General features: G+C 68.9%; 26 protein-coding genes. 14 read left to right on the top strand and 12 right to left on the bottom strand.

What is annotated here, in order from left to right; all coding sequences use genetic code 11:
• Nucleotides 1-2 precede the first annotated feature (2 nt).
• Nucleotides 3-782 (bottom strand): response regulator, encoded by a 780-nt coding sequence (locus BMX17_RS02905; protein WP_092657466.1) that lies wholly within the window; start codon nt 780-782, stop codon nt 3-5.
• A gap of 105 nt (nt 783-887) precedes the next feature.
• On the opposite strand from BMX17_RS02905, the gene BMX17_RS02900 reads away from it, so the two are divergent.
• The 5 genes from BMX17_RS02900 to BMX17_RS02880 all read left to right on the top strand — a co-directional run bounded on the left by BMX17_RS02900 (nt 888) and on the right by BMX17_RS02880 (nt 4,214).
• A complete protein-coding gene (locus BMX17_RS02900) occupies nt 888-1,358 on the top strand; it encodes a DUF7109 family protein (protein ID WP_092657464.1) in 471 nt (156 codons plus the stop codon).
• 57 nt (nt 1,359-1,415) lie between these two features.
• Entirely contained in the window at nt 1,416-2,015 is a 600-nt protein-coding gene (locus BMX17_RS02895; protein WP_092657462.1) for an NUDIX hydrolase, read from the top strand.
• A gap of 102 nt (nt 2,016-2,117) precedes the next feature.
• Complete coding sequence (locus tag BMX17_RS02890; RefSeq protein WP_092657804.1) at nt 2,118-2,558, top strand: DUF7388 family protein; 441 nt, start codon at nt 2,118-2,120, stop codon at nt 2,556-2,558.
• Nucleotides 2,555-3,004, top strand: coding sequence for a hypothetical protein (locus BMX17_RS02885; RefSeq protein ID WP_092657460.1), 450 nt, complete (start codon nt 2,555-2,557; stop codon nt 3,002-3,004). Before BMX17_RS02890 ends, BMX17_RS02885 begins: the two co-directional genes overlap by 4 nt.
• A gap of 25 nt (nt 3,005-3,029) precedes the next feature.
• On the top strand, nt 3,030-4,214 hold the full coding sequence (locus BMX17_RS02880) for an NAD(P)/FAD-dependent oxidoreductase (protein ID WP_092657458.1): 1,185 nt from the start codon (nt 3,030-3,032) through the stop codon (nt 4,212-4,214).
• Here BMX17_RS02880 and BMX17_RS02875 read toward each other — a convergent pair whose 3' ends face one another.
• Together BMX17_RS02875 and BMX17_RS25840 are read right to left on the bottom strand one after the other, a co-directional pair.
• A complete protein-coding gene (locus tag BMX17_RS02875) occupies nt 4,215-4,703 on the bottom strand; it encodes an Hsp20/alpha crystallin family protein (RefSeq protein WP_092657456.1) in 489 nt (162 codons plus the stop codon).
• The gene (locus BMX17_RS25840) at nt 4,700-4,858 is read right to left on the bottom strand and encodes a DUF7559 family protein (protein WP_170845309.1); all 159 of its coding nucleotides are present in this window, start codon (nt 4,856-4,858) and stop codon (nt 4,700-4,702) included. Before BMX17_RS25840 ends, BMX17_RS02875 begins: the two co-directional genes overlap by 4 nt.
• Nucleotides 4,859-4,927: 69 nt before the next feature.
• Here BMX17_RS25840 and BMX17_RS02870 point away from each other — a divergent pair, with 69 nt between their 5' ends.
• Nucleotides 4,928-5,719: a DUF429 domain-containing protein gene (locus tag BMX17_RS02870; RefSeq protein ID WP_092657454.1), complete on the top strand. Its 792-nt coding sequence runs from the start codon at nt 4,928-4,930 to the stop codon at nt 5,717-5,719.
• Nucleotides 5,720-5,727: 8 nt separating this feature from the next.
• Here BMX17_RS02870 and BMX17_RS02865 read toward each other — a convergent pair whose 3' ends face one another.
• Nucleotides 5,728-6,555 (bottom strand): hypothetical protein, encoded by an 828-nt coding sequence (locus tag BMX17_RS02865; RefSeq protein ID WP_092657452.1) that lies wholly within the window; start codon nt 6,553-6,555, stop codon nt 5,728-5,730.
• A gap of 114 nt (nt 6,556-6,669) precedes the next feature.
• Between BMX17_RS02865 and BMX17_RS02860 the strand changes: the two genes are divergently transcribed.
• The gene (locus BMX17_RS02860; RefSeq protein WP_092657450.1) at nt 6,670-8,391 is read left to right on the top strand and encodes a radical SAM protein; all 1,722 of its coding nucleotides are present in this window, start codon (nt 6,670-6,672) and stop codon (nt 8,389-8,391) included.
• An 11-nt stretch (nt 8,392-8,402) separates the two neighbouring features.
• Here BMX17_RS02860 and BMX17_RS02855 read toward each other — a convergent pair whose 3' ends face one another.
• The gene (locus tag BMX17_RS02855) at nt 8,403-8,588 is read right to left on the bottom strand and encodes a DUF7836 family putative zinc-binding protein (RefSeq protein WP_092657448.1); all 186 of its coding nucleotides are present in this window, start codon (nt 8,586-8,588) and stop codon (nt 8,403-8,405) included.
• A 171-nt stretch (nt 8,589-8,759) separates the two neighbouring features.
• Between BMX17_RS02855 and BMX17_RS02850 the strand changes: the two genes are divergently transcribed.
• Complete coding sequence (locus BMX17_RS02850; protein ID WP_092657446.1) at nt 8,760-10,619, top strand: flippase-like domain-containing protein; 1,860 nt, start codon at nt 8,760-8,762, stop codon at nt 10,617-10,619.
• Here BMX17_RS02850 and yjjX read toward each other — a convergent pair.
• Nucleotides 10,616-11,122 carry an inosine/xanthosine triphosphatase gene (gene yjjX / locus BMX17_RS02845; RefSeq protein WP_092657444.1) on the bottom strand — a complete coding sequence of 169 codons (507 nt, stop codon included), beginning with the start codon at nt 11,120-11,122 and terminating at the stop codon, nt 10,616-10,618. The two genes, BMX17_RS02850 and yjjX, sit on opposite strands and share 4 nt — an antisense overlap.
• 151 nt (nt 11,123-11,273) lie before the next feature.
• Between yjjX and BMX17_RS02840 the strand changes: the two genes are divergently transcribed.
• From BMX17_RS02840 to BMX17_RS02815, 6 genes are all read left to right on the top strand, one after another.
• Nucleotides 11,274-12,587 carry a wax ester/triacylglycerol synthase domain-containing protein gene (locus BMX17_RS02840; RefSeq protein ID WP_139203409.1) on the top strand — a complete coding sequence of 438 codons (1,314 nt, stop codon included), beginning with the start codon at nt 11,274-11,276 and terminating at the stop codon, nt 12,585-12,587.
• A 339-nt stretch (nt 12,588-12,926) separates the two neighbouring features.
• On the top strand, nt 12,927-13,898 hold the full coding sequence (locus BMX17_RS02835; RefSeq protein ID WP_092657440.1) for a transcription initiation factor IIB: 972 nt from the start codon (nt 12,927-12,929) through the stop codon (nt 13,896-13,898).
• Between the two features lie 85 nt (nt 13,899-13,983).
• A complete protein-coding gene (locus tag BMX17_RS02830; protein WP_092657438.1) occupies nt 13,984-15,027 on the top strand; it encodes a DNA-methyltransferase in 1,044 nt (347 codons plus the stop codon).
• 67 nt (nt 15,028-15,094) lie between these two features.
• Nucleotides 15,095-16,060 (top strand): calcium/sodium antiporter, encoded by a 966-nt coding sequence (locus BMX17_RS02825; RefSeq protein WP_092657436.1) that lies wholly within the window; start codon nt 15,095-15,097, stop codon nt 16,058-16,060.
• A 41-nt stretch (nt 16,061-16,101) separates the two neighbouring features.
• Nucleotides 16,102-16,791 (top strand): type I 3-dehydroquinate dehydratase, encoded by a 690-nt coding sequence (locus BMX17_RS02820; RefSeq protein WP_092657434.1) that lies wholly within the window; start codon nt 16,102-16,104, stop codon nt 16,789-16,791.
• Nucleotides 16,792-16,884: 93 nt separating this feature from the next.
• Nucleotides 16,885-17,295: a zinc ribbon domain-containing protein gene (locus BMX17_RS02815; RefSeq protein ID WP_244514925.1), complete on the top strand. Its 411-nt coding sequence runs from the start codon at nt 16,885-16,887 to the stop codon at nt 17,293-17,295.
• A gap of 10 nt (nt 17,296-17,305) precedes the next feature.
• Here BMX17_RS02815 and BMX17_RS02810 read toward each other — a convergent pair whose 3' ends face one another.
• From BMX17_RS02810 to BMX17_RS02785, 6 genes are all read right to left on the bottom strand, one after another.
• Entirely contained in the window at nt 17,306-18,820 is a 1,515-nt protein-coding gene (locus BMX17_RS02810; protein ID WP_092657430.1) for an aldehyde dehydrogenase family protein, read from the bottom strand.
• Between the two features lie 117 nt (nt 18,821-18,937).
• Entirely contained in the window at nt 18,938-20,104 is a 1,167-nt protein-coding gene (locus BMX17_RS02805) for a 3-dehydroquinate synthase II (protein WP_092657428.1), read from the bottom strand.
• Nucleotides 20,105-20,209: 105 nt separating this feature from the next.
• A complete protein-coding gene (locus tag BMX17_RS02800; RefSeq protein WP_139203408.1) occupies nt 20,210-23,332 on the bottom strand; it encodes a DUF7286 family protein in 3,123 nt (1,040 codons plus the stop codon).
• Nucleotides 23,329-24,228, bottom strand: a complete 900-nt coding sequence (locus BMX17_RS02795) for a DUF7284 family protein (protein ID WP_092657424.1) — start codon at nt 24,226-24,228, stop codon at nt 23,329-23,331. Before BMX17_RS02795 ends, BMX17_RS02800 begins: the two co-directional genes overlap by 4 nt.
• On the bottom strand, nt 24,228-24,617 hold the full coding sequence (locus tag BMX17_RS02790; RefSeq protein ID WP_092657422.1) for a DUF7285 family protein: 390 nt from the start codon (nt 24,615-24,617) through the stop codon (nt 24,228-24,230). Before BMX17_RS02790 ends, BMX17_RS02795 begins: the two co-directional genes overlap by 1 nt.
• A complete protein-coding gene (locus BMX17_RS02785) occupies nt 24,595-25,065 on the bottom strand; it encodes a DUF7283 family protein (RefSeq protein WP_092657420.1) in 471 nt (156 codons plus the stop codon). The genes BMX17_RS02790 and BMX17_RS02785 overlap by 23 nt, the downstream gene beginning before the upstream one ends.
• Nucleotides 25,066-25,088 lie beyond the last annotated feature (23 nt).

The raw sequence follows: 25,088 nt of genomic DNA, 5'->3' as shown, positions 1-25,088 counted from the left end.
GTTCACTCCTCGCCGTCCGGTTCCGACCAGTTGACGACCACACCCATCACCGCGGGGCGTCCCTCGTACTCGATCCGGCCGCCGTGGAGTTCCAGATCCAGCGTCGAGCCATCGCGGTGTTCCCCGACGATCCGGTAGTTCAGTTCCTCGCGGTCGCCCGCCAGTCGCGCCTGGAGGTTCCGACGGACGCGGTCCCGGTCGGACTCGGCGACGACTTCGAGCGGCGACATCCCGACCATCTCCGTCCGGTCGTAGCCGTGGATCGAGGCGAGTTTCTCGTTGACGAACCGGAACTCGCCGTTCTGGATCAGGTAGATCCCGACGACGTTCTGTTCGACGAGGCGCTGGTACTGCTCTGTGGTCGTGCGCAGTTCCCGTTCGGCCCGGTGGCGCGCGACGGCCGTCTCGATCTTGTTCGCTAACACGTCGTAGTGGTCGATTCCCGACTGTTTCTGGAGGTAGTCGGTCACGCCCGCGGAGATGGCCTCGCTGGCGATCTCCTCGCTGCCTTTCCCGGTGTAGAGGATAAACGGGAGGTCGTCGTACGCCTCCCGGACGCGGTCGAGGAAGGCCAGCCCGTCCATCCCGGGCATATCGTAGTCGCTGAGGACGCAGTCGACGGTCGAGTCGGCGAGCCGGTCCAGTCCCGCCGCGGCAGTGGTCTCCCGAGCCACTTCGAGCCGGTCCGACGCCCGCTCTAGACACTCCCGGGTCAGATCGAGGAGGCCGACCTCGTCGTCGACGTGGAGTACCCGTATCCGGTCGTCGGTCGATGCGTGCACAGTTCCTTACACGTTGGGAATACTATACAATAAACGTGGGGCCTGGCACAGTGGGTTGTCGGTCGCCCCGTCAGAGTAAAGAGGGTGCCACTCGCCGGTCGGAGCATGGACGTGACGGGCGACGAGTTGGCGGGGGTCGTCGACCTGTTCGACGCGCTGACGGCCGCGGAACTCGGGCAGGCACTGGTCGAACTCGCCTACCGGCAGGGCGAGGACCTGGAGCCGGCGGCCTTCGAGGGCGACATCGCCGCGGCCCGCGAGACCTATCATCTGGTCGGATTCGAGCCGACGGCCGCCGACGAGGAGTGGCTGGTCCCTGGGCCAGTGGCGTTCCCGGAACTCCCCGAAGACGCGACGGACCTGCCGCACATCCTCGACGTGCCCGACCGGACGGTCGACCGCGAGCAGTTGGGGGCTGCCGCGGAAGAACGCTTCCGGGCGGACACGGCACAGGCCGTCGACGAGGGCGACGACGATCGAATGCGGGAACTGCTCGACGTGAGCTACGAACTCGAAGTGTGGGGCCCGGTCGATTTGGCGTCGGCGCGAGAACGCCTCGACGACGCGTTAGCATGACTCACGGACGGCGGTGTCCCCGGGCAAATTAAGAGCGCGGGGGCCCACATGGAGTGTATGGACCTGGAGCGGGTCGGGAACTTCCGGGCGACCGGAATCAACGACGAGGAGCGCGAGGCCGCCGTTCTCGCGCCGATCATCGCCCGTGACGGCGGTGAACACCTGCTGTTCACCAAGCGGGCGGACCACCTCGGGGAGCATCCGGGTCAGATGAGTTTCCCCGGCGGTGGCCGCGAGCCCAGCGATCGAGATCTGGAGGCGACCGCGCTCCGGGAGGCAAACGAGGAGATCGGGCTCGTTCCCGACGCGGCCGATATCGTCGGCCGACTCGACGACATCCGTACCGTCACCCAGTACTCCGTCCGACCGTACGTCGCGAGAATCCCCGACCAGGAGTACGTCCCCGACGAGCGCGAGGTCGCCGAGATCGCCGTCCTCGCGGTCGCTGACCTCATCGACCTGGACAACTACGAGTCCGAGCGACGGGACCACCCCCACTACGGCGACATCCGCCTGCACTTCTTCCACGTCGACGGCTACACGGTCTGGGGCGCGACCGCCCGCATCCTCGTGCAGTTGCTCGAACTCACGACCGACTGGGAGATGCCGGCGGAGGTGGACCGGGAGGTCGACCCGGACGCAGACCTCCCGATGTAGCCGTCCGGAGAGACCGCGCTCCAGCGAGGAAACGACAGCGTTTTGCGGGCCACTCCCACACTGGCGCACAACGGGTCGCGGGAACGCGGCCGGTCGGAGACCATGTTAACCGAGGGCGTGCTGGCGAAGACCGGCATCGGCGCGGTGGCGCTGAAACCTACGGAGGTCGATCTCTCGCGAGCGGCGTCGCTGGCGGTCGACGCCGTCGTCGACTACGAGGGGCGGGACACCCTGCCCGACGCCTGGGTCGGCACCGAGAGCGTCGAACGGGTCGCGCTGGCCGCCGGCGGGCCGCAGTTCGAGTTACTCTCTCGCACGACCGAACGGGACCTGCACGCGCTCCGGGCGGCGTTGCCCGACGGTGCCGCGACGGACGCGACGGCGACGGGCCGGGCAAGGGAGGTCCTCACGCAGGCCGTCCGGGACTACGCGCTGGTCGGTGACGGGGAGGCGGTCGAGAACCGGGTCGAACGGCTCCGCGAGGCCGGGGCCGACACCGCGATCGCGCATCCGGCCCGCGGGCTCGACGCCCTCGGACGATGAGCGTCGGCCGGGCCCGCGCGGCCGGTGTCGTCGGCGTCGTCGGCCTGCTCCTGACCGTGCTGGCCGCCGTCCTCGAAACGTCGCCGGGGCTGGCCGCGACGGCCGCGTGGGCGGCCGAACTGTTCATCTTCGTCTCCTTTCGGATCGCCGCCGTCGCGGTGTTCTGTCTCGGGTTCGCGGTCATCGTCTACTCGGCGTACCACCAGCGCCAGGGGAGCGTCGACGAGACGGCGGCCCGCCGGATCGCCTTCGGTGTCGCGGGCGTCCTCGGACTGTCGCTTTTCTTTCCGCTCGTCGTGCTGGACGACCTCGCCGTGCTGGTCGGCACCGCCGTGGAACGGGCCGGGATCGACCTCCCCGAGGTCCTGCTGTTCTACGCGAGCGTGGCGGTGTTCGGTACGCTGACGCTCGTCGGCGTGGCCGACGCCGTCCGCCGACGCCGGTAAGTGCGGGCGGCCCGGAGGACCGGTAATGACCGATTCGGTCGCCGTCGTCGGCGGTGGCGCTGTGGGCGTGACCGCGGCCCGCGCCCTCGCCGACCGCGGCGCTGACGTGACGCTGTTCGAGCGTGGGGCCATCGCGGCCGAGAGCACGGGCCGCGCGGCGGGCATCTGCTACGACGCCTTCGCCGGCCGGACCGACGCGGCCATCGCCGCCCGGGCGATGACACACTTCCGCGAACTCGCGTCCGAGACCCGCTTTTCGTTCGTCGAGCGCCCCTACGTCTGGCTCGCACGCGAGGGCGACGAGACGCGGGCCGAGGCGATCCGCGAGCAGGTGCCACGGATGCGCGAGCGGGGTCGTGCCGTCGAACTGCTCGATCCGGGGTCGCTGGCCGACGAGTTCCCCGGATTGCGCACCGACGACGTGGCCGTCGCCGCGGTCGCGCGGGACGCGGCCTGTGCCGATCCGGCCGAATACGCCGCCGTGACGGCCGAGCAGGCCCGCGAGACGGGGGCGACGATCCGAACCGGGACCGAGGTCGGCCTGACCGAGGATTCCGCGGTGGTGACGCCCGACGGGACGCGAGAGTTCGATGCGGTGCTGGTCGCGGCCGGGGCACACACGCGCCCACTGCTGGCCGACGCCGGCGTCGCGGCCCCGATCAAGGCCTACCGGGTGCAGGCGCTGGTCACCGAGCCGATTCCGGCGAGCGAGGACCTGCCGACGCTGTACGACGCGACCGAGCAGTTCTACTGGCGTCCAGTCGAGCAGTGCGAGACTGGGCTCGACGGACGCGCGTCGGAAGTCCGTCGGCGAGTGCGCGAGGGCGGCCTGCTCGTCGGCGACGGCGTGGAGAAACGCGACTTCGACCCCGAGGACTGGGACCGGACGGCCGACGAGGGCTTCCTCGCCAGCGCCATCGAGCGCGTCGACGCGGCGCTGGCTCCGGGGGTGACGCGACCGACTGCGGTCGATCGGTCGTGGGCCGGACTCTGTACCGCGACACCGGACCGGGACCCACTGGTCGGCGAGGTCGAGCCCGGACTGTTCGTCGCGGCGGGGTGGCACGGCCACGGGTTCATGCGTGCGCCGGCGCTGGGGAGAACGGTCGCAGGAGCGATTCTGGGCGACGACGGCATCGACGCGTTCGATCCGACGCGGTTCGACGGGGACGAACAGTTTCCGGTCGTCGAGGGGCTGACTGTCGAGTAGCTACGCGTCGTCTGCTTCTGGTGCGTCCGCGTCCTCGTCGGCCGATTCGTCGGCAGTCGACGGTTCGGCATCTTCGACCGCGGTCGATTCCTCCTCGACGGGCATCTCGGGGGCGTCCTCGTCTTTGGGGATCCGGACTTCGAGCGTGCCGTTGCGCCGGAGGGTGGCGTCGGCTTCGTCGGGTTCGACGGCGGCGTCTTCGGGGAGAGTGACGCGGCCGTCGAGCGCGAGGCCGCGGCCGGGGACGAGCATCTCGAAGCCCTCGTAGAAGTCACGGAAGCGGTCGATACGGACCTCGACGGCGTCGTCGTCGAAGCGGACCTGCACGTCGCTGCTGGTCGCGCCGGGCGCGTCGAACACCGCCAGAAAAGCGTCCTCGGATTCGAGCAGATCGACCGGGAGCGGGCGGCGCTCCTGGACGCGGCTGGCCGCGCGGCCGACGGTCTCCATGACCGTGTTCCCGAGCGAGCGGCCGAGTTCCCGGATCATAGTTCGATCTCCTCGAGTCCCTCCGTCTCACCGCAGTACGGGCACGAGAAGTCCGTGACTCCCACGTCGTCGGGCATATCGTAGGTGTAGTGAAGCTCGAACATATCGAGTTCACAGTCCCCGCTCGTGCACCTGACTTCGAGCGTTTTGGGCATACCCACTGGTAAGGCGGCCTCGCCTATCAATGCCCCGGCTTTTTGCACCCGTCGCACCCATCCCGGAGTATGCTCCACGGCGTCGACTTCAGCGGCGCGGCTCAGGCTGGACACGATATCTGGATCGCCGAGGGCGAAGTACGGGCGGACGAACTCCGGATCGAAACCTGTGACTCGGCCGCCGACCGCTTCGGCGTCGCCGAGCGTGCCCCCTGTCTCGGCCAGTTGAGCGCGTTCCTCCGGGACGCCGACACCGTCGGACTGGACTTTCCCTTCGGCGTGCCCGCGACCGTCCACCAGCGTGATACCTGGGCGGGGAGTCTGGAGTGGGTCGCCACCGCCGCGACCGACGCCGACGGGTTTCAGGAAATCTGCCGCTCCCGAGCGCGTGAGGCCACCGACGGCGAGCGGGCCGACCTCCGTCGCGAGACCGATGGCCCCGTCGGTGCACTCTGTCCCTACGGCAGTCACGTCTGGAAGCAGACGTTCTTCGGCATCCGGGACGTACTCGCGCCGCTGGCCCGGACCGACGAGGTGGCCGTCCGCCCGATGCAGGACGGTGGCGATACCTCGCTGTGTGAGGTCTACCCCGCGGCGACGCTGGCCAGTTGCGACCTCCCCGCCGCCGAGTACAAGGACGGCGGCCAGCCTGCCCGGGAGCGCCGTCGGACCATCGTCGAGGGACTGGCAGCCGAGACACCCCTCGCCTTCCCCCAGGGCGTCCGCGCCGAGTTGATCGACGACGCGGGCGGGGACGCGCTGGACGCGGTGGTCGCGGCGCTCGCGACGTATCGGGCCCGCGAGGCGGACTTCGAACCGGATCGGGCCTGGGACCCGATTGAGGGGCACATCTACGTCTGAGTCGCCGGCTACCCCTCGCGGGCGACGGCGAGGAAGATCACGGCGAAAAACCCCGTGATCGTCGCGGCCCACCAGCCGATCGGACCGTCCAGTTGCGTCACGGCGGCTGCGCCAGTCCCGAACAGCAGGACGGCGAAGGCCACGGCGACCGCCCGGACCGCGCGGTTCGGGTCGCGTCCCGGATCGGCCTCGGTCGTCGCGACGATCTCGTCGAGTGCGGCTGTCGCGTCGTCGGCGACGGTCACGGGGACGAGGAGCCACGAGGGGACCGCCCCGAAACGTCCGGGGCCGGACGCCGAGGGGGTGACGACCACGAGCGGGCCGAGCCGCCGGGCGCTGTAATCGGTGACGCGCGCGAGGTCCCACTCGCGGTACTCGTTCTCGTAGGTGGCCGTCTCGGGATCGATCTCACCTCGGGTCGAGCAGACCACGCCGACCGTTCCGGCGAGGAAGCCGGCGGCGAACAGCGCGAGTGCCAGCCATTCGTCGATCGCCGTCGCAACCGCGAGCGCCAACCCGCCGACGATCCCGACGACGACTCGCTCCCGGCCGGGGATCCGCGGTTCGCGATCGGTGAACGGGAGTTTGCGCTGGGACCTGTCGGTGATCATCGGCAGGAGGTACAACAACGAGAACGGGCCGCCGACCAGCGCGAGGAGGACGACGAGCAGCTTCACCTCGGTACTCCCGACGAAAAACACGAGGACCACGCCGAGCGATCCGAGTGCGAGGATTCCGGCGTAGACGCCGAAGACGGCTCCCATTCCGGCCCGGACCAGCCAGCGGAGCCACGGCTCGGTGCCGTAATCGTACCGCCACGAGACCGCGGAGGGCATGGCTGGGTGTACGCGGGCCGGTCTCAAGAGCGTGGGGGGAGTGCGGCCGTGGTCGTGGGCCTGGGATCGTGCGAGTCAGTCATCGTTATACGCGTCGGCGGGCAAGTGGCGGGCATGACCGACCCGGCCGAGATCGACGTGACCATCGTCGACGGCTACGTCGACGAGCCGGCGCACTTCGGCGTGCCGCCCTACATCTCGACGTACCCGCGCTACACCGCCGGGGCGCTGGTCGACGCCGGCGTCCCCGAGGAGCGGATCACCTACCACACCATCGACGCGCTCCGGGACGACGGCTCGCGCTGGCGCGACGTGGAGGACGCGGACCTGCTGATCTACGTCGGCGGCATGACCGTCCCCGGGAACTACGTCGGGGGGACGCCCGCCGAACCCGACGAGGTGCGCCGCATCGCCTGGACCGCCGAGGGCGTCTCGATGATCGGCGGGCCCGTTCGCTTCGGCGTCGGCGAGGCCAACGAGGGGGCCTCCGAGACCGCCCGTGACGACCTGGACTTCGACTTCATGGCGATGGCCGACGTGGAGGCGGCGGCCTACGACCTCGTCCACAACGGCCTGGAGGGGTTCGAGGACCGCTACCGCGGCGTGCCCGAGGAGACCCGCTGGGCGAAACAGGGAGCCTTCGTCGTCGAGCAACACCCCAACCACCCCGAGTACATCCTCGCGGAACTGGAGACCTCGCGGGGTTGTCCCTACCGGTGTTCGTTCTGCACGGAACCCATGTACGGCGACCCGGACTTCCGGCCGCCCGAGAGCGTCGTCGACGAGGTGGCCGCCCTGGCCGACCACGGCGTGTCCGACTTCCGTCTGGGCCGACAGGCGGACATCCTCGCCTACGGCGGCGACGGCGAGGCCCCCAATCCCGACGCGCTCCGGGAGCTGTACAGTGGCATCCGCGAGGTCGCCCCCGATCTGGACACGTTCCATCTGGACAACATGAACCCGATCACGGTCGTGAAGTGGCCGGAGTTGGCCCGCGAGGGCATCCGGATCATCGCCGAGCACAACACGCCCGGCGATACCGCGGCGTTCGGGCTGGAGTCGGCCGATCCGCTGGTGCAGGACGAGAACAACCTCAACGTCTCCGCCGAGGAGTGTTTCCAAGCTGTCAAGATCGTCAACGAGGAGGCGGGGTTCAGACCCGGTGGTGACCCGGACTCAGCGCCCAACTTCGGGGACGACGCCGCGCCCCAGCTCCCGAAACTCCTGCCCGGGATCAACCTCGTCCACGGGCTGAAGGGCGAACGATCCGAGACCTTCGAGCACAACAAGCAGTTCCTCCAGCGGGTGTACGACGAGGGGCTGATGCTCCGCCGGGTGAACATCCGGCAGGTGATGGCCTTCGAGGGGACCGACATGGCCGACACCGGCGCGGAGATTGCCAACGACCACAAACAGCAGTTCAAACAGTACAAGCGCGAGGTCAGAGAGACCATCGACAATCCGATGCTCCAGCGCGTGGCCCCGCCGGGCACGGTCCTGCCCGATGTCCATCTTGAGTACCACGAGGACGGCTACACCTTCGGTCGGCAACTCGGGACTTACCCCCTTCTGGTGGGAATCCCGGGCGAGCGCGACCTCGGGCGGATCATCGACGTGGCGGTCACCGGCCACGGCTACCGCTCGGTCTCGGGGGTGCCCTACCCGCTCGATCTGAACGCCGCCTCGATGGACGAGTTGACCGAGATTCCGGGGATCGGCGATCAGACCGCCGGGAACATCGTCGTCGACCGGCCACACGAGTCGGTCGGCGAGATCGCGCCGGACGCGGCGCTGGAACGGTTCGTGGCGGAAACGAGCGAAAAGAGCGCGGACTGATCGGTGGCCGCTCAGGCCGTCGTCATCTCTTTCAGCACTTCCAGATCGCGGTCGGTGCGCATGAACTCGGCGGTCCGGCGCTCGGCGCCACAGTCCGGGCAGGTGAACTGCGCGTCGGGCGCGGGGAGGTCCGTTGGCGCGCTCTCCCAGTCTTTCTCACAGGCGGGACACAGGAGTTGGACGAACGCTTGGTCCATACCTCAGCGTGCGATCCGCGGACGTGAAAAAGTGACGGCGGTTCCCGTCGGGAAAGAACGGACGGGGCGGGATTTTGCCCTGGCGGTCCTGCCCGGGCGGCGGCTCCCGAGGGACTGTCGCACTCGCGGGCTAACAGAAGGTACTTTTGCGCGCTGGTGGAAAGACGGCCAATGAGTCCGACCCGGGAGGTGAGCGTCGTCCTCCCCGCCTACAACGAGGCGGCGACGATCGAGGACACGGTCGAGATCACCCTCGAGACGCTCGCATCCTTCCTCCCGGCCGAGTCCTTCGAGGTGATCGTCGCCGAGGACGGCTGTGGGGATCGGACGCCCGAGATCGCCGAGCGACTGGCCAGCGAAGACGACCGCGTCCGGCACTTCCACAGCGACGAGCGCCTGGGCCGGGGGAGAGCCCTCGAAGAAGCCTTCCGCGCCAGCGAGGGCGAGACACTGGTCTATTTCGACACCGACCTCGCGACGGATATGCGCCACCTCGAAGAACTGGTCCAGCGCGTCCGCTCCGACGAGTACGACGTGGCGACCGGATCGCGCTGGGTCCCCGGGGCCGACGCCGACCGGCCGGCAAAGCGTGGCATCCCCTCGAAGGGATACAACCGGCTCGTGCGGCTGTTCCTCCGGTCGGATCTGCTCGATCATCAGTGTGGGTTCAAGGCCTTCGACCGCGAGGCCCTGCTCGACCTGCTGGACGACGTGGAGGACGAGCACTGGTTCTGGGACACGGAAGTCCTCGTTCGGGCCCAGCGGGCGGGCTACCGGGTCGCCGAGTTTCCCGTCGAGTGGACGCCACAGGGCGACTCGAAGGTCGACCTCGTGCGGGACGTGTTCGGGATGGGCAGTCAAATCGTCCGGACCTGGTGGCAACTGACGGTGAGTCCGCGCCTGACTCGCCGGGTGAGCATGGCCGCCGGGTCGGTGCTCGTCTTCGTCGCGCTGGCGCTCATGCTCGTCTATCTGGAGCCCGCGGCCGTGCTGGACGCGATCACGGGCGCGGACCCGGCGCTGGTCGCGGCCTCGGGCGTGGTCTACCTGCTCTCGTGGCCGCTCCGGGGCCTGCGCTACCGGGACATCCTCTCGCGGCTGGACTACGAGGGCGACACGTGGTTCCTGACCGGGGCGATCTTCATCAGCCAGACCGGCAACCTCGTGTTCCCGGCGCGGGCCGGCGACGCGGTGCGGGCCTACGTCGTGAAGGCCCGCCGGTCGGTCCCCTATCCGACGGGGTTCGCGTCGCTGGCCGTCGAGCGGGTGTTCGACCTGCTGTCGATCACGGTGCTGGGCGGGAGCGTCCTGCTGGGACTGGTGGCGACTGGCGGGACCGACGAGGTGGTCGCGGCCATCGCCGCGGACGTGGGGACGATCACCATCGGCGGGGAGACGCTGAATCCGGCGGCGGCCGCCGAGACCGCGATGGGGGTCGCGGCCGGTGTCGGACTGGTCGCTATCCTCGCGGTGGTAATCATCGTCGTCAACGCCCGCCGGGACACAAACCTCGTCCGGCGAGGGGTCCGGGCCATCAGCAACGACTCCTACGCGGAGTACGTCGCGGGCGTGATCGAGCGGTTCGTCGGCGACGTGGAGCGGGTCGTCAGCGACCGCGGAGCCTTCCTCCGGGTCGGCCTCGGCAGCCTCGCCATCTGGACGCTGGACGTGGTGACCGCACTGATCGTGTTCGCGGCGTTCGGCATCGAGGTGACGCCGTACCTGACCGCGGTCGCCTTCTTCGCGGTCAGCGTCGGGAACCTCGCGAAGATCCTCCCGCTCTCGCCGGGCGGGATCGGGCTGTACGAGGGTGCGTTCACCATCATCGTCGTGGGTCTGACCGCCACTCCCGGACTCACCGCGCTGGTCGCGCTCGGCATCGCGATCGTCGATCACGCGGTCAAGAACCTCGTCACCGTCGCCGGGGGGCTGGCCTCGATGGCCTGGCTCAACGTCTCGCTGACGACTGCGGTCGCCGAGACCGAGGAGGCGAGCGCGAGTGCCGCCGACACTGGCGACGAGGCGGCCTAGTACTGCTCGGTCACGAACGGGCCGGCCGCGCTCGCGACGGCGTGGACCAGCGCCGACTCGCGGTCGATCCGCTCGCCGGTGAGCACGCCCGCCGCACCCTCTCGCTCGGCCACACCCTCGGTATCGAGCAGGTCGTCCATCACTGGCCCGAGTTCGTCGCCGGCCGCGACGCGAGCGGCTACCGCTTCGGGCAGTCGGAGACTCGGGCCGCCGCCGACGCCCCCGCGCTCGCCGTCGGTGACGGCGGCCCACATGATCAGAAAGAGGCCGTCTGCGCCCTCGATTCGGGCGACGCCGCCCTCGATGCCGACGCCGAGGTCGGCGTCGATCGCGGCCAGCGCGGCTTCGGCGCGGTTCCGCGCACCGGTGATCGTCTGCTCGCGGCCGCGGGGCTGTTCGGGGACGCCCGACGCCACCTCGATCGGTTCGGCGACCGCGTCGGGGAGGGCTCGCTCGGTCGCGGCCACCTTCACTGGATTCTCGCTGCCGACTGCGACGCGCATATCGCCCTCTCGGGTGGCCCCGGTCTTGTGCGTTGTGTCCGAAGCCCGCTCTCAGGCCGCCCGCTCCCAAAAATCAAAACGTTTGGTGTGAATTTATGTGCGACCACGGTTTTCGCTCGTGTATGTGGGGTCAGAAACGGGGTGAGAACCGGTGAGTACGACAGTTCCGTTCTCGATGATCGAGGAGTCGGTCCATCACATCGAACACGAGTTCCAGCCCTGGAACATCCAGGCCGAACTCGAAACGACGGTGACGGTCGACGTCGACCGGCTGGGTGAGGCCGCGGCGACGGCCTGTGCAGTCCACCCGATCGCCGGGGCGCGCAAGCGGCCGAGTGACCTCTCCTCGACCCGCTTCGAGTGGGAACTTCCCGAGGACGAATACGAGGTCGAGGTCGGCGCGATCGACGGGGAGGGTCGGGACCTCGAAGAGATCCAGAACCAGCTCTACTACCGGCGGTTCGACCTCACCGAGGAACCGCCTTTCCGTGTGCTGGTCGTCCGGGGCGAAGGGATCGACGGCGGTGACCGAATCCTGGTGAGCATGAACCACGTCGCCGCCGACGGCGTCGGCACTCTGCGCATCGCACAGGCGCTCTGTGAGGCCTACCGCGGCGACGAGCCGATGCAGGATTCGGTGAGCTTCCGGGAGTCGCGGGCGATGCTCGACGACCTCCGGCCCGACTCGCTCGACGACGGGCTGAACGTGGTCGATTCGGCGACCCGGCACCTCCAGAACGTGGTCGACTCCCCGACCCGGATCGCACGGGTCGGCGGGACCGACGAGGCGGGCTGGCGATTCGCCCGACGCAAACTCGACACCGATCTGACGGCACGGCTCATCGGCGACCGCCCCGACGGCGTGTCCGTCAACGACGTGTTACAGGCGGCGCTGCACTTGGCCATCGAGGAGTGGAACGAGGACCACGGCAAATCGGCCCGGAAGATCAGCGTCATGATGCCGATCAACCTCCGTCCCGACGACTGGTTCTATCAGGTCGCCGGGATGTACTCGGTGTTCGAGAGCGTCGAGACTCGTTCCCGTGATCGGGTCGATCACATGACGGCGGCCCGGGAGATCGGCGAGCAGACAGAGGAACTCACCGAGCGCGACCGGGCGGCCGCCCTCTACAAGATTCTGGAGATGGTGCCGCCGGGGACGCCGGTGGAGCTGAAACGCCAGCTTCCTCGCCTGCTCCGGGGGCCGGGCCGGCGACTGCTCGACACCGCGATGCTGTCGAACCTCGGTCGCATTCCGGCGATGCCGTCGCTCGAACCGGACGCCGAGGAGCGGCCGTGGTTCTCACCCCCGGCCTGGCGGGGGACGCCGGTCTCCATCGGCGTCGCCACCTTCCAGGGTCGGGTCAACCTCTCTTTCCGCTACCTCCGCAATCAGTTCGACCAGCAGGCAGGTGAGGAGTTCGCGGACTACGTCGTCGACCACGTCGAACGCGCTATCGAGTGATACTGTCGGACAGAACAGTTCGTCTCGGCGTTGTTGAGGACGAGTGGAGACCGGTATCGTCGGACAGTCTCGACGAACGACGTGTGCGAGTTTCTGTCCGGCAGTACGACCCCACGACCGGCCCCGCTCTCGCCGATCCCCGTGTGGGGTGTCACACCGTAACAACGTATTAATACTCTAACCATCCGGCCGAAATCAGATACGTAGAACCCGTTACCCGGGGAACAGCAACTCACACCGAAACTTTTAAATAAGTTTCGCCGTAATGTATTTGCTACCCACGACTGTCCGGGAATTTTCAGGTCATAACCTGCCCGGATAGCATTCGCCTTCGTACCAATGAGCGAGAACACGAGAGCGCGAACGCGCACGACCGACGAGACGACAGAGGAGGAGACTGGCGAGGCCGAGGAGGTAGACTGCCCGGAGTGTGGCGGTCACCTCGTCATGGACAACGAACACGGCGAGACGGTCTGTGAGGACTGCGGACTGGTCGTCGAGGAAGACGAGATCGACCGCGGCCCCGAGTGGCGCGCGTTCGACGCCAGCGAGAAAGACGAGAAGAGCCGGGTCGGTGCCCCGACCACGAACATGATGCACGACAAGGGGCTCTCGACCAACATCGACTGGCGCGACAAGGACGCCTACGGCAATTCCCTGGGCAGTCGCCAGCGCCAGAAGATGCAGCGCCTCCGGAAGTGGAACGAACGGTTCCGGACCCGCGACTCCAAAGAGCGCAACCTCAAGCAGGCTCTCGGTGAGATCGACCGCATGGCCTCCGCACTGGGCCTTCCCGAGAACGTCCGCGAGACCGCCAGTGTCATCTACCGTCGCGCGCTCGACGAGGATCTCCTCCCCGGACGGTCCATCGAGGGCGTCTCGACGGCCTCGGTCTACGCCGCCGCACGCCAGGCCGGTGTCCCGCGGAGCCTCGACGAGATCACCGACGTGTCCCGTGTCGAAAAAAGCGAGATTGCCCGCACGTACCGCTACGTCGTGCGCGAACTCGGCCTCGAAGTGAAGCCGGCCGACCCCGAGAGCTACGTGCCCCGTTTCGCCTCGTCGCTCGAACTGTCCGACGAGGCCGAACATCGCGCTCGCCAGCTCCTCCAGAACGCCAAGGAACAGGGCGTCCACTCCGGGAAGTCCCCGGTCGGACTCGCCGCTGCCGCCGTCTACGCGGCCGCCCTGCTGACCAACGAGAAGACCACCCAGGCCGCCGTCTCCGAGGTCGCGGACATCAGCGAGGTCACCATCCGCAACCGCTATCACGAACTGCTCGAAGCCGAGCAGGACCTCCCGATGGCCTGATTGGCTGCCGTGTTTCTCCCGCAGTCGCCGACTCGGGAGCGACAGGACCACAAGAGTCGAAAGGGGTCCGCTCGTGGCCACCCGCATGGAGACCGAGCACAGGGTCGTCCTCGACGACGCGCGGACGCTGGCCGCCGTCGACGACGACGCTGTCGACCTCGTCGTGACTTCGCCCCCGTACCCCCTGGTCGAGCAGTGGGACGACCTCTTCGCGGAGCTGGACCCCGCCGTCGAGAGCGCACTCGACGACGGCGACGGCGACCGCGCCTTCCAGTTGATGCACGACGCGCTCGACACCGTCTGGGCCGAATGCGAACGTGTCCTGGCTCCGGGTGGGATCGCCTGTATCAACGTCGGTGACGCTACTCGTACTGTGGACGGCCAGTTCCAGCTGTGGCCCAATCACTGCGAGATCGTCACCCGGATGCGCGACCACGGTTTCTCCAGCCTGCCCGAGATCCTCTGGCGGAAACCCACCAACAGCCCGAGCAAGTTCATGGGGTCGGGCACCCTGCCGCCCAACGCCTACCCGACGCTGGAACACGAACACGTCCTCGTCTTTCGCAACGGCGACCTCCGGGAGTTCCCGCCGGGGGACGGCGAGCGGTACGAGAGCGCCTACTTCTGGGAGGAGCGCAACGAGTGGTTCTCGGACTGCTGGGAGATTCTGGGGGAAGAGCAACACCTCGACGGCGACCGCACCCGCGAGCGGTCGGCCGCCTATCCGCTCGAAATCCCGCTCCGCCTGATTCGGATGTTCTCGACGTACGGGGACTCGGTTCTGGACCCGTTCCTCGGGACGGGGACGACGACCGTCGCGGCGATGGTCGCCGGCCGCGACTCCGTGGGCTACGAACTCGATCCGGCCTTCGCCGAGGCCATCGGCGAGAGCGTCGAGCGCGTCCCCGAACTCTCGGACCGACTCACGGCGGACCGGCTCGACGCCCACCGCGAGTTCGTCGAGCGCCGCCGCGCCGAGGGCGACCCGCCGGGCTACGAGGCCGAAAACTACGAGTTCCCCGTGACGACCCGGAACGAACAGGAGATGCAGCTGTACACCGTCACCGACGTGGCCAGCGAGCGGACCGACGATGGGCACCGCTACCTGGCGACGCACGACCCGTACTGATCGCGACAGGTTTCGCCAGCGTTGCCGGGAGGTCGAGGCTTTTCACGTCGAGCGGTGAACTCGGTCTATGGCGAGTCTGCCGGTCGCGGTAGCGATGTTCGTCGGTGGGCTGGCGGTGCTTCTGTGGTCGGCCGACCTGTTCACCGACGCCGCACAGAAGATCGGGCTCGCGATCGGGCTCTCACCGTTCGTCATCGGGATGACCGTCGTGGCCATCGGGACCTCCCTGCCGGAACTCGTCGCCGCCGTTCTCGCGGTGTTACGGGACGAACCGGGCATCGTCGTCGGCAACGTCGTCGGGTCGAACGTCTCGAACGTCTTCCTCGTGCTGGGTATCACCGCTGTCGTCGGCCGGGACGTGCGCGTCGAGCGCGACCTCATGCAGGTCGACCTACCGCTGTTCGCGGCCTCGGCCGCGTTCCTCACGCTCGCGATCTGGTCGAGTCCGTTCACCCGCATCGAGGGCGTCCTCGCGCTCGGAGCGCTCGCGGTGTACATCCACTTCACCATCGCCGAGCGCGACGTGTCCGTCCCCGAGATCGTCGAGGAAGTCACGGAGGCCGAGACTGATCTCGAGGACCCGACCATCGGGGCGGCGACGTACGTGGCCTTCGTCGGGGGTCTCGTCCTCGTCGTCGGGTCGGCGTCGGTGCTGGTCGACTCGGTGGTCGCGCTGTCGTCGGCGCTGGCGGTCGACCCCGCCCTGATCGCCGTCACGGCGCTCTCTATCGGGACGGTCCTGCCGGAGTTGACCGTGAGCGTGATGGCCGCGCGGCGTGGCGACACCGCGGTCGCCGTCGGTGCGATCCTGGGTTCGAACGTCGTCAACGCCTTCGGCGTTATGGGCGTCGCGTCGCTGGTCGGGACGCTCACGATTCCGCCCACGATCCGGGCCTACGGCCTGCCGGCGATGGTGCTGGCGACCGTGCTGTACCTGTTCGTGACCCAGGACCGCGAGGTCACCCGCTGGGAGGGGGCGACGCTGGTCCTCATGTACCTGCTCTTCCTCGTGAACCTGGCCTCGGCCACCTGAAAGTGGACAGGTTTTTGTTCGGACTCGGACTGACCGGAGGTATGGACTTCGAGTCGTTCGTGCTGGCGGCGGCCACGGCCGATCTGGGGGACGAGCCCGCCGCCCGCGAGCACGCAGACGCCGTCGAGTTCCGGTTGGACCTCGCGACGGACCCGCTCGCGGCACTCGCCGACTACGACGGCACGCTCCCGCTGATCGTGACCAACCGCGCGGCCTTCGAGGGCGGGGAGGCCGCCGACGATGCCGCCCGCCTCGACGCGCTCTGTACCGCCGTCGAACACCCCAAAGTCGAGGCCGTCGACGTGGAACTCACGACCGCGTCCGACGGTGACGGCGGGCGCGTGATCGACCACGCCCGCGATCACGGAGCCGCCGTCATCGTCTCGACCCACGACTTCGCGAAGACGCCCGAGCCGCCCAAGCTCCGGCAGTTGCTCGACCGGGCCTGCGAGTACGGCGACGTGGGCAAGCTGGCGGTGACGGCCCGCTCGACCGACGACGTGCTCGAACTGCTGGCGGCGACCCGGGCCTCCGTGGCCGGTGGCGACCGCGTCGCGACGATGGCGATGGGCGAACCCGGCCGCCACTCCCGGGCCGTCGCGCCGCTGTACGGGTCGAAGATCGGCTACGCACCCGTCGATCCAGCCGACGCGACCGCGCCCGGCCAGTACGACCTCGCGACCCTGCGACGACTCGTCTCCGAGCTGGAGTCGAAGCCGACCGAAGACTGAACGGTCGCCCCGTCGAACCGCCCGAGAGCGCCCGACAACGCCGTTTCCCGAAGGCGGAAGCTTAACAACCGCCCGTCACAGAAATCCGAGATAGTGCTAGATAGCGCGCGGAAGCGGCCGCTGCTCGCCGCCGTGCTGGGGCTCGTCTATCCGGGACTCGGCCACGTCTACCTGCGGGAGTGGGCGCGTGCGCTCCTGTGGTTCGGACTCATCATCCTCACCGGTTCGCTCATGATCCCCGACGGGGTCTACCCGACGACGCTGACCGTCGACTCGCTGATGCAGATGTCCCGCGCCATGCCGCTCCGGGCGGTCATCGCACTCTCGGCCGTGACGGGCATGAACATGGTCGACGCGTACATCCTGGCCTCACGGAACAACGAGACCAGTCAGCGCGTCGCAGACGGGACCCAGTGCCCCAGCTGTGGCCGCGAGGTCGACCCCGATCTGGAGTTCTGTCACTGGTGTACGACGGAACTGAACGGCGAGCCCGAAGAAAACTGAACGGCCCCTTCTACATCGGGAACTGGCGGGGCTCGCGCTGGACCGAGATCCACTTGGTCTCGGTCAACTCGCGCATGATCGCGTCACCGTGGAACCGACCGATGCCCGAGGCCTTCATGCCGCCGAAGGGAACGTTGGCCTCCTCGTTGATCGGCTGATCGTTGATGTGGACCATCCCCGCGTCGATGGCGTCGGCCACGTCCTCGGCCCGGTTCCGGTCACCCGACCAGACCGAGGCCGCCAGCCCGTACTCGGTGTCGTTGGCCAGCTCGATGGCCTCCTCGTCGTCCGAGAACGGGATGACCGGCGCGACCGGGCCGAAGTGTTCGTTGCAGGCCGCGGTCATGTCGTTGGTCGCGTCCGACAGCACCGTCGGCTCGACGACCAGCGAGTCCTCGACGCCGTCGATTTCGACCGTGTCGCCGCCGGTTTCGAGAGTCGCGCCCTGATCGACCGTGTCCTCGACGAACTGGAGGATCTGGTCGCGCTGGGACTCGTTGATGATCGGACCGACGATGTTGCCGTCGTGGACGCTGCCTGCCGGGAGCATCTCGGCTTTCTCGACCAGTCCCTCGACGAACTCGTCGTAGATGGACTCGTGGACCAGATGACGGTTGATCGAGATACAGACCTGCCCCTGGTGGGAGAAACTGCCGAAGGCGCTGCCCGAGAGGGCGTTGTCCAGGTCCGCGTCTTCGAGGACGACGTTCGGCCCGTTCCCGCCCAGTTCCATCGCGGGGAAGGCAAGCGAGTCGACGGCCTGTTTCGCGACGTGGCGGCCGACCTCGGTGGAGCCGGTAAAGGCGACCACGTCCACGTCGGGGTGGCCGGCGACACGGTCACCGATCTCCGAGCCTTTGCCCGGGACGCAGTTGACCAGGCCCGACGGTGCGCCGGCCATCTCGAACAGCTTGGCGATGGCGAGGCCGCTCGTGACTGGCGTGTCCGAGGCGGGCTTGATCACGACCCCGTTGCCCAGCGCGACCGCGGGTGCGACCGCGCGGATCGCCAGGTGGAACGGGAAGTTCCACGGCGGGATGACCGCGACGACACCCGCTGGTTCGCGCTTGACGAGGTTCTCTTTGCCCTCGATGGTCGAATCCCGGATATCGCCGCCGGCCCGTGAGGGGTAGGTCGCCGCCTCGGCGACGCCGCCGGCCGCGGTCTGGAGTTCGACGTTGCTCTTGAGCTGGGCGCTGCCCGACTCGGCCATGAGCAATTCGGTGAGTTCGTCCTCGTACTCGTCCATCAGCTGATAGACCGTCTGGACGACCTCGGCCCGCCTGTCCGGGCTCTTCTCGGCCCAGTTCTCCTGGGCGCTTTTCGCCGCCGCGTAGGCGTCGTCTACGTCCTCGGTCGTCCCCGCGGGGACCCGCGTCCACTCCTCGCGTGTGGAGGGATCCTCGACTGAGATCGTGTCACGGTCGCCCGGGCCGTGCCAGTTCCCGTCGACGTACAGGCAGTTCCAGTCCGCGTCCGCGGACAGGTCCGGTTCGGATCGCTCGGTCTGTGGTGTCTGTGCCATCAATCACCAATCGTTACGCAAGTGCAAAAACCCAGAGGTAGCGGAAACACTGTTAGTTACACGGGCCGCCTATAAACCAACGTTAGATTCCGAACCCCGTCAGTCACAAACCGTGGCCTACTTCTCGATGATGCTCTCGTCGACGGCCTCGCCGAAGTGGCGGGCGGTGTCCTCGTAGAACACTTTCAGTTCGTCGCCCGCTTCCAGGTCGGTGACCGCTTTCCGGCCGTCCTTGGTGGCGACTTTGATCGTCTCGGCGTTCTGGAGCAGGGTCTCGATGCGGTCGCCCTCCGCCGTCTCGGCCTGGACCCGGAACATCGGTCGTTTCTCGATTTTCACGCGGCCGACGATGGCCTCGCGGGTGTTCCCGTCCGTGTCGACGACCTGCACTTCGTCGCCGCTGCGCAGTTCCGAGAGGTACTTCGTGCCGCCGTCTGGCGTGCGGACGTAGGCGTGGACCGCGCCGGCGTTGACCCGGAAGGGGCGGGAGGCGACGTAGGGCGATTCGGCCGTCTCGGCGTGGACGAAAAAGAGGCCCCGACTCATGGAGCCGACGAGCATCCCCTCGTCGTGTTCCATCAGATTGCCCGTGTCGACACAGACGCGATCCGCGGAGCCGGTCTGTTCGATGGCCGTGACCTCGGCCCACTGCAGGTCGACGGACTCGCGCTGGCTCTCGTCGCGGACCTCCACCGTTTTCCGAATTTCGTCGGGGTCGTCGGTGTCGAGCAGGACGCCATCCGAGCCCAGTTCCAGCGTCTCGAAGGCGGTGCGGGCCTCTTCGGCCGTCTGGACGCCGGCGATGAGGTCCGTCTCCTCGCCGATGCGGGCGATGAGGTTTTCCAGGGGGATGATCTGCCAGTCCTCGCCGATGACGAGGGTGTACTCGGCCTCGGTGGCGACCGCCTGGGCGAAGGCCTCGTAGTCCTCGTTCAGGATGCGAACGTAGCCGCCCTGCGGGCTGTCGCCGTTCGAGCGAAGCGAGGAGAGATCGGCAGAGCCGGAGAAGTCGGTCGGTAGATCGACGGTGCCGTCGCCCTCGCCGTCTTTGCCGACGACGACGGCGTCGGCGTCGTTCTCGTCTTCTTCGGCTTCCATGACGTGGACGTCGCCGTTCGAGAAGGCGGCGACGTTGACTTCGCCGAGTTCGCGGACGCGTTCCACGTCGGACTCGTCGACCAGCACCCAGTCCACGCCGGCTTCCAGGCCGGCCGTGATGCGGCGTTTGCGTGTCTCCCAGTCGCCGACTTCGTCGTCGGCTTTCAGCCAGACGGAGCGTGTCATGTGTCACGCCTCGCAGTCGCCCGGCTTGAACATGGCGAAGTCGGGGACATTCACCGTCGGAGTACCGGAGCAGTGGCTCCTCCCGTCCCGGAGGCACAGGACCGATTACCGACGGTCGGGCCAGGTGTCCGGCACTGCTGGACCGGCGTTCTGACCGGACTGGACGCCCTGCCAGTCCGTCCAGCTCGCGGATCGCTCGTCCACGTTCCCGTTCTTGTCGCCGACGCCCTGTGGACCCGGCGGGACCGCGATGACGACGCCGGTCTGGGACTCGAAGGCGATCCGGTCGGCGTGTCCCAGCCGTTCGGCCTCGCCGTCGCCGTCGTAGTCGACGCTCGCGACACCCCCATCCCGGACGTACGTGAGCGAGCCACCGGGACTCCCGGCCGCGCCGGTTTCCGCTCGGACCGCGAAGCGGTCGTATCCGCCCCGTACGTCCACGAGCCAACCGTTCACCGTCACCCACCACGCCGGCCCGGCCGGGACGATAGGAAGGCCAGCGGGGACTCTGTTCACCGACCGCGCCAGTCGCTCGTCGAGCCCGTCCGCGAGTCGGCTCGCACCCTCCTGGGTCGCGTTCTCGATGCCGGCCGCCAGCCGCAACTTCACTTTCTGCCGGAGCAATTCGGCGGTCGTGCTGATCTTCGCCCGCGAGATTCGCGTGTCTTTGCCGGTCGCAGTCGCGTGCAAGAGCACCTGGAGCGTCGCACGCAGACTGTCGCGCCTGGTCTCGTTGCGCTCGACCGCCCGGTCGGCGACCGCCGCCGCGGCCGACCCGTTCGTCAACGCGAGGGCCGTTGCTCCCGGTCCGTCCCACTCTGCGAGCGCGTCACCGACGATGCGGCGGCGTTCGCTCTCGTCGTCGCCGACCCCGAAATCGGCCAGCCGGTCCCGGAGCAGTTGCCGGGCGTCCACGACCTTCCGTCGGACCGCTCCGTCGAGTGACTCCGATTTCCGGTCGAGTGTGCGGTCGAGCGTCTCGTTTTCCGTCGTCAGTTCGGTGGCGCTCCGCGTCGCGTGGAGCGTCCGAGCGGCCGTCCGGAGGTCGACCGTCGATCCGAGGTCCACACTCTGTAGCAGGGTGTCCGCAACGTCGCCGTGCGGTGACGCGACCAGATTGACGTTTCTCGCCGCCAGCGGACTGATGCGATGGGCCTCGGGCAACGAGTCGGCGTATTTCGGCCCGACCTCGGCGACCGTCAGGTACGCTGGCGAGCTCTCGACGGCGGTGACGTCGACGCCGTCGATTCCAGCGTCGGCGGCCTCGGCTCCGACGCCGGCCCGGTTTTCCAGTGCCGTCCCGAGCAGGTCCGTCGACCCGCCACCGACACTCTCGACTGCGTCGCCCAGGCTCCGTCGACGCTGGGTCTGTTTCTCGGCCCGTCGCTCCAGGAGCTTTCGGGTCCGTTCGACGTACACGCCCCGTGCGGCGAACCGCGCTTTCTCGGCGACGCTCCCGTACTCGGACGGAGGGTCGACCAGTCCGGCGAGTTCCCGATCCAGTTCGGCCGCTGGGTTCGCCTCGAACGTGCTCGCGCGGCCGCGTTCGACGGTTACGGAGACGTTCGCGACACGGTCGCGGAAGCCGACCAGGTCCGTCAGCAGCCACCGCCGAATCCCGTCGGGAATCCGCCCGCGAACGGTCCGAATACCTGTGATGTTCTCGCCCTTCCGGACTGCCGTCTTCGCGAGCGCGTCCGGACCGCCCCGTCCTTCGACGAGCCGCAATCGCGCTCGCCGACTGACGTTCGCCAGGTTCGGCCCGTCGAGCGGCCCTTCTCCGGCGTCGTGAACAGTCTCGATCCCGTTGGCCGGCGCGTACGCGGTCTCGGCGTGGCGGCCGACCAGCGTGACCCCCACGTCGAAGCGGAACGTGTCACTCGTCTGTGTGACAGCCGTCTCGTTGCCGTCGACCCAGTGGCAGTATCTCGTTCGCTCCTGTCTCACCCGGCGACCGTACGACTCGAACGCGTGCCAGCCGTCCGGGATCTGCGGACGCACCTCGGTCGCCCCTTTCACGACTGGGTCGCTCCCGTCGATGCTCTCGTAGTCGAGTCGCCACCAGCCCTCCGGCTGGATGGCCCAGCAACTCGGCACCGACCCGCTGGTCCGCTCCACGTCGCTGATCGTCTCGACCTCGGCGCTGTAGACCGACCGGACGAGCGACCGGAGACTCACCGGTGCCGCGGCCCTGGCCAGGCCCCGGTCGGCGGTGCCGTCGACGCTGACGGTCATCCGGTCCCCGGGGTCCGGTGCTCCGGTGGCCGTGTCCAGCGACGGGACTCCGGCGGGGACGTTCGGGCTCGGCCCGGGTCGCCCACCCTCGAACAGCGTCTTGACGTAGCCACCAGGGACGTCCGCGCCGCGCAACAGGTCGGTCGTAGCGACGCCGACCATCGCCCGGGCCATCGCTTGGCGGCCGGTTGCGTCGCTCCGGCCGAACAGGTGGCGCTGTTCGCGCAGGATCGCGCCGTTGGTCGTGATCTCGACGTGGCGGTTCGCGAGGACGTTCTCGATGGCGACGCCACCGGAACTGTACTGCGCGTAGCCACGCGCCCAGACCACGCCGTACAGCCGCTTCGTCAACCGGGTGGTCAGGCCCGGCCGTCCGATCCCGGCGTTCAGCCGCTGCTCGAAGCGGTCGACCCGGTCGTGGACGGCCAGCACCGGTGTCCGGACCACGACCGTCGGACTCACCGTCCGCTGGACGACCGGCCTGTTTCCCCGTCGGGCGGTCACGGTGACGTTCGCGACACGCACCCGGAGCCGCGTCCGATTGTCGTCGATCGCTTCGACGTAGACTCGCTCCATCGCCGCGCCCAGACTGCTGGCGTTCGGCGTCCCAGGGAGCGAGGCGGTCGCCGTCACGTCGTTGCGCGTGACGGCCACGTCGTCGAGGCGGGCCCGGGCTCGCAGGTAGATCCGGATGCGCAGCGCGTCCCGGAACGGCGTCTCGTGGGAGAGCACCTGACCAGTCGACGTGTTTGCGCGGTCGAGAGCCGGATCCCGCGCTGCGGCGTCGCCGGCCTCGACGACCGCCGTCCGGATCGCGGTCTGTGTCTCGCCGGCGACGCGCTCGACGGCCACGTCCGTGGTCGGTTCCGCGGCCGGCCGATCCGGTTGGAGCCCCACGAACAGTGCCACACTCCCGACGAGGAGGACGACGCCGACCAGCGCGAAGGGGAGCCACCCGCGGTCGTCGTCCCGCAGGCGAGTCGTCCGGCTCACGGTGACCACGTCCGGACGGTGATCCGAACCTGTCCGACGGATATCGCGTCGGCGGCGTCCCGGGGCGACCGGAAGCGAGTGCGCATATCCGCGGCCAGTCGCTCGCCCAGCCCCGTCGTGAGTCTCTCGTTGGCTCTCGTGGCGTTATCGGCGACTGCCGGGGTCGTCACGTTCGCGCCGAAGAACCGCCCGAGTCGCTCGTACCGGTAGGTCACGAGCCCCTCTACCGGGTAGTCACCGAGCAGCGCACTCCGGGTCCGATCCGGCGGGAACAGCCCTCGAACGATCCGCCGGGCGACGACCGATGCCACTCGACCGAACGACACGTTCGTCGCGTTTCCCGGCGTCACGCGCCGCGCAGGCCCGCGGGCCGACGGCAAGCCACTCGCGACGACGACCGTCTCGGCGTGGACGGTCTCGTCCGGTGGCGGCGTCGGACCGACGGTGAACGCGCCCTCGATCGGTGCGCCGGGATAGGGACTCCAGCGTGCGCGGATCTGCGCGAGGTGCCGCCGCCCCCGAGTCAGGTTTCGCGTCGCGTTCGCCACCGCGCGCTGGTAGTCCGCTCGCGTGTGAGTGACACGATGGTCACGGACGGCGAGACTGCCGAGAGCAGCCGTCGAAAGGTGGCTCGCGAGCGTTCCGTGAGCGGTCCGCTGGAACGCCGGCCCGTCCGTGATCGGAAACTCGACGACCCGCGACGAGGCTCGCCGTGCGCCCGGGGCGAGCGTGTACTGGACCGTCGCCGTACTCGTCGTGAGCGTGTCGGCCACGCCGTCGGCCGCGTCGGCGGTGGCCGTCGGCGGCGGACTCGTCCCGAGCGCGAGGGTGCCGACCGCGGCCCCGACGAGCAGGAGGAAGATCGCGGCGTCCAGCACCGTGCTGATCGCCCGCATCACCACACCCTCACTGTGAGCCGCCCCGGTTCGACCTGCCCGGGCCCGCGATCGACGCTCACGCTGGTCCTCGCTCGCTGTGCCGATGCGGGCGGCGACGCGCCGCGGGTCCACCGTCGATCGCCAGCGGTGAGCGTCACGTTCAGTCGACGGCCCGCGGGTGCCGCGGCCGTCACGCGAGTCAGCCGAGTCGGGCGAACCACACCGTCGGTCTCGATGGCGTCCTCGACCGCCGATAGGGTGGGCTGTGCGACGTTTCGGGGCTCGGTGCCCGGGAGCGCGTCGTCGACCGCGCCCGCGTAGATCGTCAGCCCGACGCCGAGCGCGAACACCGCGACGATGGCCGCGACCGGCTCGACCTGCCCCCTACGCGCCGACGAGCGTGACATCGACCCCCTCCCAGGTGACGCGTCGAGCGACGAGCCGACCGTCGGTCTCTCGCCACGCGCGTGTCCGGTTCCGTGCCTCCGCCGCCGCAGCCCGGAACGCCGTGGCGTTCGGAAACACAGCCGCTGGCGCGTGGCCCCGGAGAACCGCCGCCAGATCCGTCCCGTTCCGGACCGGCGTGACGGGACCGTACGCGAAGGCTGCGTGTGCGGTGCCACCGTCGTTGCGCAGTGCGATACGGCGACTGCCGAGCTCGACCGCCGTCGCGTCCACGCTGTGTTCGCCCGTCGCGTTGTGCGGGCTGGTCGCCACGGCGTCGACCGTCGCCGCCGCCCGCTGGGCGTCCGGCGGCACGGTCGTCGGGAGCGCGACCGCGACGCCGAACGCGAGCGCGCTCGCCGTCGCGACGCCGAGCCAGAGATACCAGGTGTCGATCGGTGCGTCGAACATGGGCGAGGGTGGTCCCGTTCCGG

The sequence above is a fragment of the Halorientalis persicus genome (genome assembly GCF_900110215.1).
GTDB lineage: Archaea > Halobacteriota > Halobacteria > Halobacteriales > Haloarculaceae > Halorientalis > Halorientalis persica.
The sequence above is the reverse complement of the archived record's forward strand: the minus strand, read 5'-3'. Positions and strand labels throughout refer to the sequence as shown.

What these genes read in the sequence shown, in the direction of transcription:
- BMX17_RS02895 (WP_092657462.1), top strand. Translation starts at nt 1,416, where the DNA reads ATGGACCTGGAGCGGGTCGGGAACTTCCGGGCGACCGGAATCAACGAC.
- BMX17_RS02830 (WP_092657438.1), top strand. Translation starts at nt 13,984, where the DNA reads ATGGAGACCGAGCACAGGGTCGTCCTCGACGACGCGCGGACGCTGGCC.
- BMX17_RS02880 (WP_092657458.1), top strand. Translation starts at nt 3,030, where the DNA reads ATGACCGATTCGGTCGCCGTCGTCGGCGGTGGCGCTGTGGGCGTGACC.
- BMX17_RS02825 (WP_092657436.1), top strand. Translation starts at nt 15,095, where the DNA reads ATGGCGAGTCTGCCGGTCGCGGTAGCGATGTTCGTCGGTGGGCTGGCG.
- BMX17_RS02870 (WP_092657454.1), top strand. Translation starts at nt 4,928, where the DNA reads ATGCTCCACGGCGTCGACTTCAGCGGCGCGGCTCAGGCTGGACACGAT.
- BMX17_RS02900 (WP_092657464.1), top strand. Translation starts at nt 888, where the DNA reads ATGGACGTGACGGGCGACGAGTTGGCGGGGGTCGTCGACCTGTTCGAC.
- BMX17_RS02810 (WP_092657430.1), bottom strand. Translation starts at nt 18,820, where the DNA reads ATGGCACAGACACCACAGACCGAGCGATCCGAACCGGACCTGTCCGCG.
- BMX17_RS02860 (WP_092657450.1), top strand. Translation starts at nt 6,670, where the DNA reads ATGACCGACCCGGCCGAGATCGACGTGACCATCGTCGACGGCTACGTC.
- BMX17_RS02820 (WP_092657434.1), top strand. Translation starts at nt 16,102, where the DNA reads ATGGACTTCGAGTCGTTCGTGCTGGCGGCGGCCACGGCCGATCTGGGG.
- BMX17_RS02885 (WP_092657460.1), top strand. Translation starts at nt 2,555, where the DNA reads ATGAGCGTCGGCCGGGCCCGCGCGGCCGGTGTCGTCGGCGTCGTCGGC.
- BMX17_RS02835 (WP_092657440.1), top strand. Translation starts at nt 12,927, where the DNA reads ATGAGCGAGAACACGAGAGCGCGAACGCGCACGACCGACGAGACGACA.
- BMX17_RS02890 (WP_092657804.1), top strand. Translation starts at nt 2,118, where the DNA reads ATGTTAACCGAGGGCGTGCTGGCGAAGACCGGCATCGGCGCGGTGGCG.
- BMX17_RS25840 (WP_170845309.1), bottom strand. Translation starts at nt 4,858, where the DNA reads ATGCCCAAAACGCTCGAAGTCAGGTGCACGAGCGGGGACTGTGAACTC.
- BMX17_RS02805 (WP_092657428.1), bottom strand. Translation starts at nt 20,104, where the DNA reads ATGACACGCTCCGTCTGGCTGAAAGCCGACGACGAAGTCGGCGACTGG.
- BMX17_RS02790 (WP_092657422.1), bottom strand. Translation starts at nt 24,617, where the DNA reads ATGTCACGCTCGTCGGCGCGTAGGGGGCAGGTCGAGCCGGTCGCGGCC.
- BMX17_RS02855 (WP_092657448.1), bottom strand. Translation starts at nt 8,588, where the DNA reads ATGGACCAAGCGTTCGTCCAACTCCTGTGTCCCGCCTGTGAGAAAGAC.
- BMX17_RS02795 (WP_092657424.1), bottom strand. Translation starts at nt 24,228, where the DNA reads ATGCGGGCGATCAGCACGGTGCTGGACGCCGCGATCTTCCTCCTGCTC.
- BMX17_RS02785 (WP_092657420.1), bottom strand. Translation starts at nt 25,065, where the DNA reads ATGTTCGACGCACCGATCGACACCTGGTATCTCTGGCTCGGCGTCGCG.
- yjjX (WP_092657444.1), bottom strand. Translation starts at nt 11,122, where the DNA reads ATGCGCGTCGCAGTCGGCAGCGAGAATCCAGTGAAGGTGGCCGCGACC.
- BMX17_RS02875 (WP_092657456.1), bottom strand. Translation starts at nt 4,703, where the DNA reads ATGATCCGGGAACTCGGCCGCTCGCTCGGGAACACGGTCATGGAGACC.
- BMX17_RS02865 (WP_092657452.1), bottom strand. Translation starts at nt 6,555, where the DNA reads ATGCCCTCCGCGGTCTCGTGGCGGTACGATTACGGCACCGAGCCGTGG.
- BMX17_RS02850 (WP_092657446.1), top strand. Translation starts at nt 8,760, where the DNA reads ATGAGTCCGACCCGGGAGGTGAGCGTCGTCCTCCCCGCCTACAACGAG.